21 protein-coding genes are annotated in these 14795 nt (G+C 33.2%); 20 read left to right on the top strand and 1 reads right to left on the bottom strand.

All coding sequences use genetic code 11. The annotated features are described in order from the left end of the window. Window positions 1-95: 95 nt before the first annotated feature. The 19 genes from rpsH (at window position 96) to ctlX (ending at window position 13458) form a co-directional block, all read left to right on the top strand. On the top strand, window positions 96-494 hold the full coding sequence (rpsH, locus tag EAG11_RS14480; RefSeq protein WP_129539789.1) for a 30S ribosomal protein S8: 399 nt from the start codon (window positions 96-98) through the stop codon (window positions 492-494). An 18-nt stretch (window positions 495-512) separates the two neighbouring features. Continuing rightward, window positions 513-1055, top strand: a complete 543-nt coding sequence (rplF, locus tag EAG11_RS14475) for a 50S ribosomal protein L6 (RefSeq protein ID WP_129539788.1) — start codon at window positions 513-515, stop codon at window positions 1053-1055. 11 nt (window positions 1056-1066) lie between these two features. Then, on the top strand, window positions 1067-1417 hold the full coding sequence (gene rplR / locus EAG11_RS14470) for a 50S ribosomal protein L18 (protein WP_129539787.1): 351 nt from the start codon (window positions 1067-1069) through the stop codon (window positions 1415-1417). Window positions 1418-1420: 3 nt separating this feature from the next. Continuing rightward, entirely contained in the window at window positions 1421-1945 is a 525-nt protein-coding gene (gene rpsE / locus EAG11_RS14465) for a 30S ribosomal protein S5 (RefSeq protein WP_085950271.1), read from the top strand. A gap of 12 nt (window positions 1946-1957) precedes the next feature. Continuing rightward, window positions 1958-2140 (top strand): 50S ribosomal protein L30, encoded by a 183-nt coding sequence (gene rpmD, locus EAG11_RS14460; RefSeq protein WP_017495010.1) that lies wholly within the window; start codon window positions 1958-1960, stop codon window positions 2138-2140. A gap of 11 nt (window positions 2141-2151) precedes the next feature. Then, complete coding sequence (rplO, locus tag EAG11_RS14455) at window positions 2152-2604, top strand: 50S ribosomal protein L15 (protein ID WP_039111735.1); 453 nt, start codon at window positions 2152-2154, stop codon at window positions 2602-2604. Window positions 2605-2616: 12 nt separating this feature from the next. Beyond that, entirely contained in the window at window positions 2617-3963 is a 1347-nt protein-coding gene (gene secY / locus EAG11_RS14450; protein ID WP_129539786.1) for a preprotein translocase subunit SecY, read from the top strand. Between the two features lie 7 nt (window positions 3964-3970). After that, window positions 3971-4186: a translation initiation factor IF-1 gene (infA, locus tag EAG11_RS14445; RefSeq protein ID WP_007136545.1), complete on the top strand. Its 216-nt coding sequence runs from the start codon at window positions 3971-3973 to the stop codon at window positions 4184-4186. A 12-nt stretch (window positions 4187-4198) separates the two neighbouring features. Further along, entirely contained in the window at window positions 4199-4315 is a 117-nt protein-coding gene (gene ykgO / locus EAG11_RS14440) for a type B 50S ribosomal protein L36 (RefSeq protein ID WP_072945378.1), read from the top strand. 2 nt (window positions 4316-4317) lie between these two features. Beyond that, window positions 4318-4692: a 30S ribosomal protein S13 gene (gene rpsM / locus EAG11_RS14435; RefSeq protein ID WP_129539785.1), complete on the top strand. Its 375-nt coding sequence runs from the start codon at window positions 4318-4320 to the stop codon at window positions 4690-4692. Window positions 4693-4700: 8 nt separating this feature from the next. Further along, complete coding sequence (gene rpsK, locus EAG11_RS14430; RefSeq protein WP_007803677.1) at window positions 4701-5084, top strand: 30S ribosomal protein S11; 384 nt, start codon at window positions 4701-4703, stop codon at window positions 5082-5084. 89 nt (window positions 5085-5173) lie between these two features. Beyond that, complete coding sequence (rpsD, locus tag EAG11_RS14425; RefSeq protein ID WP_035619621.1) at window positions 5174-5779, top strand: 30S ribosomal protein S4; 606 nt, start codon at window positions 5174-5176, stop codon at window positions 5777-5779. A gap of 21 nt (window positions 5780-5800) precedes the next feature. Further along, window positions 5801-6793: a DNA-directed RNA polymerase subunit alpha gene (locus EAG11_RS14420; RefSeq protein WP_008464329.1), complete on the top strand. Its 993-nt coding sequence runs from the start codon at window positions 5801-5803 to the stop codon at window positions 6791-6793. A gap of 36 nt (window positions 6794-6829) precedes the next feature. Then, window positions 6830-7318: a 50S ribosomal protein L17 gene (gene rplQ / locus EAG11_RS14415; RefSeq protein ID WP_035619618.1), complete on the top strand. Its 489-nt coding sequence runs from the start codon at window positions 6830-6832 to the stop codon at window positions 7316-7318. Window positions 7319-7514: 196 nt separating this feature from the next. After that, complete coding sequence (gene carA / locus EAG11_RS14410; protein ID WP_129539784.1) at window positions 7515-8618, top strand: glutamine-hydrolyzing carbamoyl-phosphate synthase small subunit; 1104 nt, start codon at window positions 7515-7517, stop codon at window positions 8616-8618. Window positions 8619-8734: 116 nt separating this feature from the next. Then, complete coding sequence (gene eno, locus EAG11_RS14405; protein ID WP_129539783.1) at window positions 8735-10027, top strand: phosphopyruvate hydratase; 1293 nt, start codon at window positions 8735-8737, stop codon at window positions 10025-10027. Between the two features lie 158 nt (window positions 10028-10185). After that, entirely contained in the window at window positions 10186-11463 is a 1278-nt protein-coding gene (locus EAG11_RS14400; RefSeq protein ID WP_129539782.1) for a citrate synthase, read from the top strand. A gap of 68 nt (window positions 11464-11531) precedes the next feature. Beyond that, complete coding sequence (locus EAG11_RS14395) at window positions 11532-12446, top strand: dimethylarginine dimethylaminohydrolase family protein (protein ID WP_129539781.1); 915 nt, start codon at window positions 11532-11534, stop codon at window positions 12444-12446. Between the two features lie 76 nt (window positions 12447-12522). Further along, window positions 12523-13458, top strand: coding sequence for a citrulline utilization hydrolase CtlX (ctlX, locus tag EAG11_RS14390; RefSeq protein ID WP_129539780.1), 936 nt, complete (start codon window positions 12523-12525; stop codon window positions 13456-13458). A 74-nt stretch (window positions 13459-13532) separates the two neighbouring features. Here the strand turns inward: ctlX and EAG11_RS14385 are convergent, their stop codons facing one another. Next, complete coding sequence (locus EAG11_RS14385) at window positions 13533-14162, bottom strand: MarC family NAAT transporter (protein ID WP_129539779.1); 630 nt, start codon at window positions 14160-14162, stop codon at window positions 13533-13535. A 155-nt stretch (window positions 14163-14317) separates the two neighbouring features. Here EAG11_RS14385 and EAG11_RS14380 point away from each other — a divergent pair, with 155 nt between their 5' ends. Further along, window positions 14318-14683 (top strand): CoA-binding protein, encoded by a 366-nt coding sequence (locus EAG11_RS14380; RefSeq protein WP_129539778.1) that lies wholly within the window; start codon window positions 14318-14320, stop codon window positions 14681-14683. Window positions 14684-14795: the final 112 nt, after the last annotated feature.

The following is a 14795-nucleotide window of genomic DNA, read 5'->3' as shown; positions in this document are numbered from 1 at the left end:
AAGTTATTACTTTTGCAAACCAAAAAATAATTTTAATTGATTAAAGGTTCGGGAGACGAGTGTCTCCCGAAAACCATAATCGCAATCAAATACATATGTATACAGATCCTATTGCAGATTATTTGACGAGAGTTCGTAACGCTGTGGCTGCAAACCACAAAGTTGTTGAAATTCCGGCATCTAATCTAAAAAAAGAAATAACTAAGATCTTATTTGATCAAGGTTATATCTTGAGTTACAAATTTGAGGACAACGCCGTTCAGGGTTCAATCAAAATCGCTTTGAAGTATGATAAAGATACTAAAGAGTCGGTAATTAAAGATATCCAAAGAATTAGTAAACCAGGTTTGCGTAAATATGCAGGTGCTGCTAACTTACCAAGAATCCTTAACGGATTAGGAATTGCTATTGTTTCTACATCAAAAGGTTTGATGACAGGAAAACAAGCTAAGCAATTAAATGTAGGTGGTGAAGTAATCTGTTACGTATACTAATTATAAAGACTATATAAGATGTCAAGAATAGGTAAAAATCCAATTGTAATCCCTGCTGCTACGACTGTTGAAGTTAAAGATGGTATTATTACAGTAAAAGGAAAGAATGGTCAACTTACTCAGGAGTTTTCGGACGTAACTGTTACAGTTGAAGGCGATCAAGTATTAGTAGAAAGATCGTCTGATCACAAAGATCACAGAGCAAAACACGGACTTTACAGATCATTAATCAATAATATGATTGTTGGTGTAAATGAAGGGTTTACTAAATCTTTAGAGTTGGTTGGGGTAGGTTATAGAGCTTCAAACCAAGGACAAAAGTTAGATTTAGCTCTTGGATATTCTCACAATATTGTTTTAGAAATTGCTCCTGAAGTAGTTTTAGAGACAATATCTGAAAAAGGTAAAAACCCTATCGTAAAATTAACATCAATTGATAAACAACTTTTAGGTCAGGTTGCGGCAAAAATTAGAGGTTTCCGTAAGCCAGAACCATATAAAGGTAAAGGTGTTAAATTTGTAGGTGAAGTATTAAGAAGAAAAGCAGGTAAATCAGCTTAAAAAATAAGATTATGTCATTAACAAAATCTGATAGAAGACAGAGAATTAGATTCAGAATTAGAAAAACGATTAGTGGTTATGCTGCTAAACCAAGACTATCTGTATTTAGAAGTAACAAAGAAATTTACGCACAACTTATTGATGACGTAAACGGTGTTACTTTATTTGCTGCATCTTCAAGAGAAAAAGAAATAGGTAAAGGTACGAACGTAGAAATTGCAAACGCAGTTGGAAAACTTGTTGCAGAAAAAGCGTTAAAAGCTGGGATTGATACAGTAACTTTCGATAGAGGAGGATACTTATATCACGGTCGTATTAAATCATTAGCAGAAGGCGCAAGAGCGGCTGGACTTAAATTCTAATATATTATGTCTAAATACAAAAATGTAGAATTGGTAAAACCAAGTGGTCTTGAACTTAAAGATCGTCTGGTAAGTGTTAATCGTGTTACTAAAGTTACAAAAGGTGGTAGAGCTTTCGGTTTTTCTGCTATTGTAGTTGTAGGTGATGAAAATGGAGTTGTAGGACATGGATTAGGAAAATCTAAAGATGTTTCTGAAGCAATTGCGAAAGCAGTAGAAGATGCTAAGAAAAATTTAGTTAAAATTCCTTTGAATGGACAATCAGTTCCTCACGAACAAAAAGGTAAATTTGGTGGTGCACGTGTATTCTTAATTCCTGCGTCTCATGGTACAGGAGTTATTGCTGGTGGAGCTGTTCGTTCAGTTCTTGAATCAGTAGGTATTCACGATGTATTATCTAAATCTCAAGGATCATCAAATCCTCATAACGTAGTTAAAGCAACTTTTGATGCTTTATTACAAATGAGAAGCGCTTATACTGTTGCAAAACAAAGAGGTGTTTCTTTAGAAAAAGTTTTTAAAGGTTAATTCAAGGAAATTATGGCTAAATTATTAGTAAAACAAGTAAGAAGCAAAATCAACTGTCCTCTTTCTCAAAAAAGAGGTTTGGAAGCTTTAGGTCTACGTAAAATGGGACAAGTTGTAGAGCATGATTCAAATCCTGCTATCCTTGGGATGATAAACAAAGTTAAACACTTAGTTTCTGTTGAAGAAGCTAAATAACAAATACTGTTATGAATTTAAGTAACTTACAACCAGCTGAAGGGTCAACGCACAATCAAAATAAAAGATTAGGTAGAGGAGAAGGTTCAGGAAAAGGTGGTACTTCTGCAAGAGGTCACAAAGGAGCAAAATCTCGTTCTGGTTATTCTAAAAAGATTGGATTTGAAGGAGGGCAAATGCCACTTCAAAGACGTGTACCTAAGTTTGGTTTCACAAACATCAACCGTAAAGAATACGAAGGTGTAAATTTAGATACGCTTCAATTATTAGTAGACAATGGTATTATTACAGACTCTGTTGATATGACAGTTTATGTGGCTAATCGTCTAGCTACCAAAAATGAAATCGTTAAGATTTTAGGTAGAGGAGAGTTGAAAGCAAAATTAAAAGTAACTGCTCACAAATTTACTGCTACTGCAAAAGCTGCTATTGAAGCTGCTGGTGGAGAGGCTGTAACAATATAATTTTTCTATTGTATGAAGAAATTTATTGAATCAATAAGTAATGTTTGGAAAATCGAAGAACTAAAAAATAGAATCTTAATTACTTTAGGACTTCTTTTAGTATATCGTTTTGGAGCACACGTTACGCTTCCTGGAATTGATGCAACGCAATTGACTGGATTAGCGGGACAAACAAAAAATGGTTTAGGATCTATTCTAGACATGTTCACCGGAGGTGCATTCTCTAAAGCTTCAGTTTTTGCTTTAGGTATTATGCCTTATATTTCAGCGTCTATTGTTGTACAGTTAATGGGAATTGCGATTCCGTATTTACAAAAACTTCAAAATGATGGGGAGAGCGGTAGAAAAAAAATTAATCAGATAACACGTTGGTTAACTATTGTTATTACACTAGTTCAAGGACCAACTTACATCTATAATTTATATAGAACATTACCTAGTAGTGCATTCTTACTAGGTTTTAATTCTTTTGAGTTTTTATTTTCTTCTGTGATAATTTTGGTTACAGGTACAATTTTTGCCATGTGGTTAGGAGAGAAAATTACAGATAAAGGTATTGGAAATGGAATTTCATTGTTGATTATGGTTGGTATATTAGCTCGTTTTCCACAAGCTTTTATTCAAGAATTTACAACCAGAGTTACCAATAACAATGGAGGACCAATGTTATTAGTTATTGAAATTATTATTTGGTTATTAGTAATCATTTCTTGTGTACTGTTAATTATGGCAGTTCGTAAAATCCCTGTACAATACGCTCGTCGTACAACTTCAGGTGATTATGAGCAAGATTTGATGGGAGGAAATAGACAATGGATTCCACTTAAGCTTAATGCTTCTGGGGTTATGCCGATTATTTTTGCTCAAGCAATTATGTTTATTCCTGCGGCTGTAGCTGGATTATCAAAATCAGACGCATCACAATCAATTGTAGGTACTTTTAGTAATATGTTTGGATTCTGGTATAACTTTGTGTTTGCAACTTTAATTGTTGTATTTACTTTCTTTTATACTGCGATCACAGTACCTACTAATAAGATGTCTGATGACTTAAAGAGAAGTGGTGGTTTTATTCCAGGTGTTAGACCAGGAGTTGAAACTTCAGATTTTCTTGATAAAGTAATGTCTTTAATAACTTTCCCAGGATCTTTATTCCTTGCTTTGATTGCTGTGTTCCCAGCCATTGTTGTAAGTTTTATGGATGTACAACAATCTTGGGCAATGTTTTTTGGAGGTACCTCGTTAATAATTATGGTTGGTGTTGCAATAGATACTATTCAACAAATCAATTCATACTTGTTAAACAAACATTATGATGGTTTAATGAAGACTGGTAAAAATAGAAAAGCAGTAGCTTAATTTTTATATGGCAAAACAATCAGCAATAGAACAAGACGGATCAATCATTGAAGCATTATCAAATGCGATGTTCCGTGTAGAATTAGAAAATGGACATATTGTAATTGCTCATATTTCTGGAAAAATGCGTATGCATTACATCAAATTATTACCTGGTGATAAAGTGAAACTAGAAATGAGCCCTTACGACTTGTCAAAAGCAAGAATTACTTATAGATATTAAAGGATATTCACTATGAAAGTTAGAGCATCAGTAAAAAAGAGAAGTCCCGAGTGCATCATTGTGCGTAGAAAAGGGAGATTGTACGTAATAAACAAAAAGAATCCTAGATTTAAACAAAGACAAGGATAATTATGGCAAGAATAGCAGGGGTAGATATCCCAAAAAATAAGAGAGGTGTTATAGCACTTACCTATATCTTTGGATTAGGGAGAAGTAGAGCTATTGAGATTTTAGAAAAAGCTCAAGTAAGCCAAGATAAAAAAGTTCAAGAGTGGAATGATGATGAGATCGGAGCAATTCGTGAAGCAGTATCATCTTTTAAAATTGAAGGAGAATTACGTTCTGAAGTTTCTTTAAACATCAAACGTTTAATGGATATTGGTTGTTATAGAGGTATCCGTCATAGATCTGGTCTTCCATTAAGAGGACAAAGAACTAAAAACAACTCTAGAACAAGAAAAGGTAAAAGAAAAACTGTTGCTAACAAGAAAAAAGCAACTAAATAATAAGTAATATGGCTAAAGCAACTGCAAAAAAACGTAAAGTTATCGTTGAATCAACGGGTGAAGCTCATATTTCTGCCACTTTCAACAACATTATCATTTCTTTGACTAATAAGAAAGGTGAAGTTATTTCTTGGTCTTCAGCTGGTAAGATGGGTTTCAGAGGTTCTAAAAAGAATACTCCGTACGCAGCTCAAATGGCAGCAGAAGATTGTAGTAAAGTAGCTCTTGAGGCAGGACTTAAAAAAGTTAAAGTTTATGTAAAAGGACCAGGAAACGGACGTGAGTCTGCTATCCGTTCTATTCATAACGGTGGAATTGAAGTTACAGAGATTATCGATGTTACTCCAATGCCTCACAACGGATGTCGTCCTCCTAAAAGACGTAGAGTTTAATACTCAAAAAATATAGTATAACCTAGATTGAAAATAGATTATCGAAGGATAAGACCTGAATTCATAATCTCAATCTTAAACAATTTAAAATGGCAAGATATACTGGTCCAAGCACAAGAATCGCTCGTAAATTTGGCGAAGCAATCTTCGGAGATGACAAATCTTTCGAAAAAAGAAATTACCCACCTGGACAACACGGGATGGCTAAAAAAAGAGGAAAAAAATCTGAGTATGCTGTTCAGTTAATGGAGAAGCAAAAAGCTAAATATTCTTACGGAATTTTAGAAAAACAATTCAGAAATTTATTCGAAAAAGCATCAGCTACTAAAGGAGTTACTGGTGAGGTTTTATTACAATTATGTGAAGCAAGACTTGATAATGTAGTTTTTAGAATGGGTATTGCTCCTTCTAGAAGAGGTGCACGTCAAATCGTATCTCACAGACACGTTACAGTAAACGGTGAAGTTGTTAATATTCCTTCTTACCACCTTAAGCCTGGTGATAAAGTTGCTGTTCGTGAAAAATCTAAATCTTTAGAAGCTATCGAACGTTCTTTATCTAATTCAAGTCATGTTTATGAATGGATTACTTGGAATAATGATCTTAAAGAAGGGACTTTTGTTTCTGTACCTGCGAGACTTCAAATTCCAGAAAACATTAAAGAACAATTAATCGTAGAGTTGTACAACAAATAATAATTGACTTAGTCGAAATTTATGGCAATATTTAATTTTCAAAAGCCCGATAAAGTTATCATGATCGATTCAACCGATTTTGAAGGTAAATTCGAATTTAGACCTTTAGAACCTGGTTATGGATTGACTGTTGGTAATGCACTTAGAAGAGTTTTGCTTTCAGCATTAGAAGGTTATGCAATTACATCCGTTCGCATTGAAGGTGTAGATCATGAGTTTTCTACTATCTCAGGTGTTGTTGAAGATGTTACCGAAATTATCCTTAATCTTAAACAAGTTCGTTTCAAACGCCAAATTGAAGATATCGATAATGAATCAGTTACTATTTCTGTTTCTGGTAAAGATCAATTAACAGCAGGTGATTTTCAAAAATTTATTTCAGGTTTCCAAGTACTGAATCCAGACCTTGTTATCTGTAATTTAGATAGTAAAATTAAACTGAATTTCGATTTAACGATCGAAAAAGGTAGAGGATACGTTCCTGCTGAGGAGAACAAAAAACAGAATGCTGCAATTGGAACTATTTTTACAGATTCAATTTTTACTCCGGTAAAAAATGTAAAATACGCAATTGAAAACTTCCGTGTTGAGCAAAAGACAGATTACGAAAAATTAGTTTTTGAAATCAAAACTGATGGATCTATTAATCCTAAAGATGCCCTTACTGAAGCTGCTAAAGTTTTAATTCACCACTTCATGTTATTCTCTGACGAAAGAATTACACTCGAGGCTGACGAAATTGCACAAACAGAATCGTATGATGAAGAGTCATTACATATGAGACAATTGCTTAAAACTAAGCTTGTTGATATGGATTTATCTGTGAGAGCATTAAATTGCTTGAAAGCGGCTGAAGTTGATACACTTGGTGATTTAGTATCGTTCAATAAAAATGACCTAATGAAATTCCGTAATTTTGGTAAAAAATCTTTAACTGAACTTGATGAACTTGTTGCAGTTAAGAATTTAACTTTCGGAATGGATTTAGCTAAATACAAACTAGATAAAGAATAATCTAATTCGCTTAGGCGAGTTAAATTTAACATAGCAATGAGACACGGAAAAAAATTCAATCACTTAAGCAGACAGACTGGACATAGAAAAGCTATGTTGGCTAATATGGCTTGTTCTCTTATTGAGCACAAACGTATTAACACTACTGTTGCTAAAGCTAAAGCGCTTAAACAATTCGTTGAGCCTTTAATCACAAAATCAAAAGAAGATACGACTCACAATCGTCGTATTGTTTTTGCATACTTACGTAGCAAATATGCTGTAACTGACTTGTTCAGAGATGTAGCTGCTAAAGTAGGAGACCGTCCAGGTGGATACACTCGTATCATTAAAGTTGGAAATCGTTTAGGAGATAACGCTGATATGGCGATGATCGAACTTGTTGATTTCAATGAACTTTACAACGGAGGTAAAAAAGAAGTTAAAAAAGCAAAAAGCCGTCGTGGTGGAAAAGCAAAGAAAGCTGAAGAGACTTCTGAAGCTCCTGCTGCTGATACAGAAACGACAACTGAAGCTTCTGAATAATTATGAAAATAATCATTCAATAAGAATTAAGGATAAACTAGTTACTAGTTTATCCTTTTTTTTTGTTTTTTTTGAAACTAAAACACAATAATCTAACACTTTCCCCTCTTAGGGTTTTATTTTTAGAGATGAATTTTTTAAAAAACCTTGCACTCGCTCTTTTAAAAAATTAAATTTGCAAAATATCTAATTACAAATGAAATACACAACACGACAAAGCGCCATTCTTTTATTAAGCGACGGAACAATTTTTCACGGAAAATCAATCGGAATTAGTGGTACAACTTTTGGCGAAGTTTGCTTTAATACAGGAATGACAGGGTATCAAGAAATCTTTACAGATCCTTCTTATTTTGGTCAGATTATGGTTGCTACCAATGCTCATATAGGAAATTATGGCGTAAATGATTCTGAAATAGAGTCTGATAGTATCAAGATATCAGGATTGGTTTGTAAAAACTTTAGCTTTAACTATTCTCGAGAAGGTGCTTCAGAGAGTTTAGAGTCATATTTTATAAAAGAAAATCTTATTTGCATCTCTGATGTTGATACAAGAGCATTAGTTAGTTATATACGTGATAACGGAGCAATGAATGCTGTTATTTGTACTGACGGGACATCTATAGAGGATTTAAAGATCGCATTAGCAAATGTTCCCAATATGGAAGGATTGGAACTTGCTTCTAAAGTATCAACAAAAGAACCGTACTTTTATGGAGATGAAAACGCAACTTATAAAATCTCAGCATTAGATTTAGGGATTAAGACGAATATTTTGCGTAATTTGGCAAAAAGAGATTGTTATATCAAAGTGTTTCCATATGATTCGACATTTAAAGATTTATCTGCATTCAATCCAGATGGATATTTCTTGTCAAATGGCCCAGGTGATCCAGATCCATTATTTGGTGCAATCGAAGTTGCTAAAGAGATCTTGGCAAATGATAAGCCATTATTCGGTATTTGTTTAGGACACCAAGTTATTGCTTTAGCAAATGGAGTTTCTACTTATAAAATGTTTAACGGACATAGAGGAATAAATCATCCAGTTAAGAATATAATTACAGGTAAAGGTGAGATTACATCGCAAAATCATGGTTTTGCTGTTAATAAAGAACAACTAGATAATCATCCGGATTTAGAAATTACACATTTGCACCTTAATGACGAAACTGTTGCGGGTATGCGTATGAAAAATAAGAATTGTTTTTCTGTACAATACCATCCAGAAGCTAGTCCAGGGCCACATGATTCATCTTATTTGTTTGATCAGTTTATTGAGAACATAAAGGGGAATTAAACTAAAACGATTGAGTTAATAAATAAAAGTATTTTATTGCTAAGGAACTTAATTGGTGTTAAATATTTTTATAATTTCGAAAAATATTTATAATTTAATAATAAAAAATAAAAATAATGAGTATTATAATAAAAATTCACGCAAGACAAATTTTTGATTCTAGAGGTAATCCTACTATTGAAGTTGATGTAATTACAGATAATGGAGTTTTAGGAAGAGCAGCTGTTCCGTCTGGAGCGTCTACTGGAGAACATGAAGCGGTTGAATTACGTGATGGAGGTAAAGCTTTTTTAGGTAAAGGAGTTTTGAATGCAGTGAATAATGTAAATACTATTATTGCAGAAGAATTAGTTGGTGTTTCAGTTTTTGAACAAAATGTAATTGATCAAGCTATGATCGATTTAGATGGAACTCCAAATAAATCTAAATTAGGAGCAAACGCTATTTTAGGTGTTTCTCTTGCTGTAGCAAAAGCAGCAGCTAATGAGTTAGGATTGCCTTTATATAGATATGTAGGTGGTGTTTCGGCAAATACATTGCCAGTACCAATGATGAACATTATTAACGGGGGTTCGCACTCTGATGCTCCGATTGCTTTCCAAGAATTTATGATTTTCCCTGTAAAAGCAACTTCTTTTTCTCACTCTATGCAAATGGGAACTGAAATTTTCCATAGCTTGAAAAAAGTTTTGCATGACAGAGGATTAAGTACAGCTGTAGGTGATGAAGGAGGTTTTGCTCCAAATTTACCAGGTGGTACTGAAGATGCTTTAGATACTATTAAAAAAGCTGTTGAAAATGCAGGATATACTTTCGGTGACGAAATTATGATTGCTCTTGATTGTGCAGCTGCTGAGTTTTATGTAAACGGTAAATACGATTACTCTAAATTTGAAGGAGAAACAGGTAAAGTAAGGACTTCTGCTGAGCAAGTTGATTACTTAGCTGAATTAGTAGCTAAATACCCAATTATATCTATTGAAGATGGAATGGATGAAAATGACTGGGATGGATGGAAATTGCTTACGGAGAAAATTGGAAATAAAGTACAATTAGTAGGTGATGATTTGTTTGTAACTAATGTGGAGCGTTTGTCTACTGGAATTGAAAAAGGAATTGCAAATTCTATTCTTATTAAAGTAAATCAAATTGGTACATTAACAGAAACTATTGCAGCAGTAAATATGGCTAAAAATGCAGGTTATACTTCAGTAATGTCTCACCGTTCAGGAGAAACTGAAGATAATACCATTGCAGATTTAGCAGTAGCATTAAACTGTGGTCAAATTAAAACTGGTTCGGCTTCACGTTCAGATCGTATGGCAAAATACAATCAATTACTTAGAATTGAAGAAGAGCTAGGTAGTACTGCTTATTTTCCTGGATTAAATGCTTTCAAGATTAAATAATTGTAAGAGTTATATATTTAAAAAAAAAACCATTCGTGAAAACGAATGGTTTTTTTTTGGAGTTTTAACAAATTCATAGCAAGATTCCTTTTTTAGTTAGTCTTAAATTCCTTAGATTTGATAAATTATTATTTAAAAGATTTATTTCCGATTATATTATGTCAAAAATAGCTACCCTAGAAGTAGATGGTAAGAAAATTGAACTTCCTGTTATAACTGGAAGCGAAAATGAATCTGCTGTCGATATTAACAAATTACGTGATTTAACTGGTTTCATTACTCTTGATCCAGGATATAAAAACTCTGGTTCTTGTACAAGTGAAATTACTTTTCTTGATGGTGAATTAGGAATTTTACGTTACAGAGGATACTCAATCGAAGATTTAGCCGAACGAGCAAGTTTTCCTGAAGTATCTTATCTATTAATTTTTGGAGAATTACCAACTGCTCAACAATTAGCACAATTTGATGCTGATATTAAAAAGCATACTTTGGTAAACGAAGAAATGAAAAACATCATTGATGGTTTTCCAAAAACGGCTCATCCTATGGGGGTTTTGTCTGCATTGACAAGTGCCTTGACAGCTTTTAATCCTAAGTCGGTAAATGTAGAAAATGAAAAAGAAATGTATGAGGCTGTTTGTAAAACAATAGCTAAGTTTCTTGTTATTGCTACATGGACGTATAGAAAAACTATGGGGTATCCATTAAACTATTATGACAATACGATAGGATATGTAGAGAACTTCATGCAATTGATGTTTAAATTGCCTACTGGGCCTTATGCAGCAAACCCTATTATAGTTAATGCATTAGATAAATTGTTCATTTTACATGGTGACCATGAACAAAACTGTTCTACATCTACAGTAAGAATGGTTGGATCTTCTCATGCAGGTTTATTTGCTTCGATTTCTGCTGGAGTTTCTGCACTTTGGGGACCACTTCATGGAGGTGCAAACCAAGCTGTTCTTGAGATGCTAGAAGAGATTAATAAAGACGGTGGAGATACAGATAAATTTATGGCGAAAGCCAAAGATAAAAATGATCCATTCCGTTTAATGGGATTTGGTCATAGAGTTTATAAAAACTTTGATCCGAGAGCTAGAATTATTAAGAAAGCTGCAGATGAAGTTTTAAATACATTAGGTGTTGATGATCCAATTTTAGCGATAGCTAAAAAATTAGAAGCAGCAGCTCTTGAAGATGAATACTTTAAATCAAGAAGCTTATATCCTAACGTAGATTTTTACTCAGGAATCATTTACAGAGCATTAGGAATTCCTACTGATATGTTTACAGTAATGTTTGCTATCGGAAGATTACCAGGATGGATTGCGCAATGGAAAGAAATGCGTGAAAATAAAGAACCAATCGGTCGACCTAGACAAATATATACTGGTCATCCTTTAAGAGAATTCAAATCGAATAAATAAAATTCAATTTAAAGCTTCACTTAACTGTGAAGCTTTTTTTTATCTTTGTTGAAATCAAATAATAGAATATGTTACAATTAAATGTAAAGAACGAAACATCAAGATTACGGGCTGTAGTTTTGGGATCTGCAGTTCATAACGGACCTACGCCAACTATAGAGGAAGCGTATGATCCGAAATCATTGGAGCATATTAAGGCAGGAACTTATCCAGTAGAGTCTGATATGGTTGCCGAAATGGAAGCTTTTAATGCAGTACTTCAAAAATACAATGTGACAGTTTTTCGTCCTGAAATGATTGAAAATTACAATCAGATTTTCGCTAGAGATATTGGTTTCGTAATAGATGACGTTTTTGTGAAATCGAATATTTTACCTGATAGAGAACGTGAGTTGGATGCAATCCAATACATAATAGATCAAATGGATCCTAACAAAGTTGTTCGTCCACCTGTAGAAGTGCATATTGAAGGAGGAGATGTTATGCTTTGGAATGATTATATTTTTATAGGGACTTATAAAGGAAGTGACTATAAAGATTATATTACCGCAAGAACAAATATGGAGGGAGTTGAATTCATTAGAAATTTGTTTCCAAATAAAATAGTTAAAGAGTTTGATTTAGTTAAATCTAAAATTGAAGCTCGCGATAATGCTTTGCATCTTGATTGTTGCTTTCAACCAGTAGGGAAAGATAAAGGAATTATTTATAGAAGAGGATTTCGTGAAGAAGCTGATTATATGTATCTAGTGAGTCTTTTTGGTAAAGAGAATTTATTTCATATCGAGAGAGAAGAAATGTATTATATGAATTCTAATGTTTTTTCAATAGATACAAATGTTGTTGTGTCAGAGAAGAATTTTACGAGACTAAATAATTGGTTAAGAGGTAATGGTTTTGTTGTAGAAGAAATTCCTTATGCTGAAATAGCTAAACAAGAAGGGTTGTTAAGATGTTCGACATTGCCGTTAATTAGAGACTAAAAATAGTTTTTAAGTTTTAGTTTTCAAGTTTATTGCAAACATGAAACCTGAAGTTTGAAACAAAAAAATAAATAAAATGAAACAAACTACAAACGCAATAGTAATGATTCGCCCAGTGGCATTCCGTATGAATGAACAAACGGCAGTAAACAATTATTATCAAAAAGTGTTAGATGGGCTTTTGCCAGCTACAGTAAATGCAAAAGCACAACAAGAGTTTGATGCTTTCGTTGAGAAATTAAGAGCAGTTGGAGTAGATGTAACCGTAGTAGAAGATACTCTAAATCCAGATACGCCAGATAGTATATTCCCAAACAACTGGGTTTCTTTTCATGAAAATGGGGATGTAGCATTATATCCTATGTTTGCCGAAAACCGTCGTCAGGAGCGTCGTGAAGATATCTTAGATATTTTAGAAGAAAAAGGATTCGAAATCAATAATATCGTAGATTATACATCGGCAGAAGAGGATGGTTTTTTCTTAGAAGGAACAGGGAGCTTACTTTTGGATAGAGCAAATGGAAAAGCATATTGCGCCTTGTCACCAAGAGCTGATGAAGAATTATTTATAGAATTCTGTGAAGATTTTGATTATGCACCAGTTATTTTTGAAGCATTTCAAACTGTTAATGGAGAACGAAAACTAATTTATCATACTAATGTTATGATGTGTTTAGGAGAGACTTTTGCTGTGATTTGTGCAGACTGTATTGATGATAAAAAAGAGCGTAAAATGGTTCTTGAAAATCTAAAAGCGGATAAAAAAGAAGTTATTTTAATTACAGAAGCTCAAGTAAATAATTTCGCAGGAAATATGCTTGAAGTTCGTGGAGCAAATGATAAAAAATATATTGTAATGAGTGCTTCAGCTCATCAAAGTTTAACGCCAAAGCAAATTTCACAATTAGAAAACCATGCGGAAATTTTAAGTTCAAGTTTAGATACTATCGAAGCTTGCGGTGGAGGAAGTGCAAGATGTATGATGGCAGAAGTATTTTTACCAAGAGCATAAGTTAAAACAGAATTATAAAAAAAGGGATAAATTTTAAGTATTTATCCCTTTTTTTATTTTTAGCGAAATCAAAATTACATTAAATTCACTTTAATTATATTGATAATTGCACTCACTATATATTGTATTCCAATTGCAATTACAATAAAGCCAACTATTCTAGATATTGCAACAATTCCTGATGCTCCAAGTATCTTAGCAAGATAATGTGCGCTTCTAAGAATAATAAAAATTACAACAGCAATTGCTAAAATAGCAAATGAACCTATTATAACTTCGCTAGTTTGGTGGTGTTCTTGATAAAAAGCAATTAATAAAGATATTGATCCAGGGCCTGCAAGCATCGGGATTGCAAGTGGGGTAAGAGCAATATCATTTCTTTGTTGTGCATCTGTTTCTATCTTTTTGTTTATCCCTCTTTTCTTGTTGAATTTTCCTGAAAGTAGAGAGAATCCTGAATTTACAATTATAATTCCTCCAGCAATACGGAGAGCATCGATACTAATTCCGAAGAAAGTTAGCATATATTGTCCCACAAAAAATGAAACGATTAAGATTAGGAAAACATTTATTGCAGTCCATAAAGAAATTCTGGAACGCTCTTTCTTGGAGTCGTGTTGTGTTAATCCTACAAAGATTGGAACTGTTCCAATTGGGTTTAATACCGAGAAAAGAGCAGCAAATAAGTAAATAAATAGATCCATAAAGTCTTGTTTAGTCTTGTAAAAATAGTCTTTTTTAAAAGATATGATTGTAGTTTAATTAATAGGTAATTGATTTTGTTGAAAAATAACTAAACTTTTTAAATCATCCAAGAGCTAAACCTTTTTGATTACTTTTGTAGTATATATTAAAGACAATGAAAAATAAAAAAACAGTAGTGCTTGGAGCAACTACCAAGCCAGATAGATATGCTTTTTTAGCTATAAATAAATTAGTAGAAAAAGGACATACCGTTTTGGCAATTGGACAAAATGCTGGAGAAGTTGCTGGAGTAAAAATTCATACAAAGGCAATTCCGCTTAAAAATATCGATACAATTACTTTATATTTGAATCCATCGCGTCAGCGAGATTATTATAATTATATTGTAGAAGCTAAGCCTAAGAGAGTGATTTTTAATCCAGGAACTGAAAATCCAGAGTTGTATCAGTTGTTAGAACTTAATAACATTAAGGCTCAAGTTGCCTGTACATTAGTTTTGCTTACAACAAATCAGTATTAGTTCTGTAAAATAATTAATTTATTGTTTTTTTAGTAGCTATTTCCAGCTATCCGCTATATCTTTTTCTGTTCGCTGTGGCGAACAGAAAAAGGATGTCGCTTCTATCTGGGCT

This window comes from Flavobacterium sp. 140616W15 (genome assembly GCF_003668995.1).
GTDB lineage: Bacteria > Bacteroidota > Bacteroidia > Flavobacteriales > Flavobacteriaceae > Flavobacterium.
This window is presented reverse-complemented; position numbering and strand designations above follow the sequence as displayed.

Bases quoted from the DNA above. Each gene is read 5' to 3' on its own strand.
- rplO (WP_039111735.1), top strand. From the start codon at position 2,152: ATGAATTTAAGTAACTTACAACCAGCTGAAGGGTCAACGCACAATCAA.
- rpmD (WP_017495010.1), top strand. From the start codon at position 1,958: ATGGCTAAATTATTAGTAAAACAAGTAAGAAGCAAAATCAACTGTCCT.
- rplR (WP_129539787.1), top strand. From the start codon at position 1,067: ATGTCATTAACAAAATCTGATAGAAGACAGAGAATTAGATTCAGAATT.
- EAG11_RS14395 (WP_129539781.1), top strand. From the start codon at position 11,532: ATGTTACAATTAAATGTAAAGAACGAAACATCAAGATTACGGGCTGTA.
- ykgO (WP_072945378.1), top strand. From the start codon at position 4,199: ATGAAAGTTAGAGCATCAGTAAAAAAGAGAAGTCCCGAGTGCATCATT.
- EAG11_RS14420 (WP_008464329.1), top strand. From the start codon at position 5,801: ATGGCAATATTTAATTTTCAAAAGCCCGATAAAGTTATCATGATCGAT.
- EAG11_RS14380 (WP_129539778.1), top strand. From the start codon at position 14,318: ATGAAAAATAAAAAAACAGTAGTGCTTGGAGCAACTACCAAGCCAGAT.
- secY (WP_129539786.1), top strand. From the start codon at position 2,617: ATGAAGAAATTTATTGAATCAATAAGTAATGTTTGGAAAATCGAAGAA.
- rplF (WP_129539788.1), top strand. From the start codon at position 513: ATGTCAAGAATAGGTAAAAATCCAATTGTAATCCCTGCTGCTACGACT.
- rpsM (WP_129539785.1), top strand. From the start codon at position 4,318: ATGGCAAGAATAGCAGGGGTAGATATCCCAAAAAATAAGAGAGGTGTT.
- ctlX (WP_129539780.1), top strand. From the start codon at position 12,523: ATGAAACAAACTACAAACGCAATAGTAATGATTCGCCCAGTGGCATTC.
- rplQ (WP_035619618.1), top strand. From the start codon at position 6,830: ATGAGACACGGAAAAAAATTCAATCACTTAAGCAGACAGACTGGACAT.
- rpsD (WP_035619621.1), top strand. From the start codon at position 5,174: ATGGCAAGATATACTGGTCCAAGCACAAGAATCGCTCGTAAATTTGGC.
- EAG11_RS14385 (WP_129539779.1), bottom strand. From the start codon at position 14,162: ATGGATCTATTTATTTACTTATTTGCTGCTCTTTTCTCGGTATTAAAC.
- eno (WP_129539783.1), top strand. From the start codon at position 8,735: ATGAGTATTATAATAAAAATTCACGCAAGACAAATTTTTGATTCTAGA.
- infA (WP_007136545.1), top strand. From the start codon at position 3,971: ATGGCAAAACAATCAGCAATAGAACAAGACGGATCAATCATTGAAGCA.
- rpsK (WP_007803677.1), top strand. From the start codon at position 4,701: ATGGCTAAAGCAACTGCAAAAAAACGTAAAGTTATCGTTGAATCAACG.
- EAG11_RS14400 (WP_129539782.1), top strand. From the start codon at position 10,186: ATGTCAAAAATAGCTACCCTAGAAGTAGATGGTAAGAAAATTGAACTT.
- rpsH (WP_129539789.1), top strand. From the start codon at position 96: ATGTATACAGATCCTATTGCAGATTATTTGACGAGAGTTCGTAACGCT.
- carA (WP_129539784.1), top strand. From the start codon at position 7,515: ATGAAATACACAACACGACAAAGCGCCATTCTTTTATTAAGCGACGGA.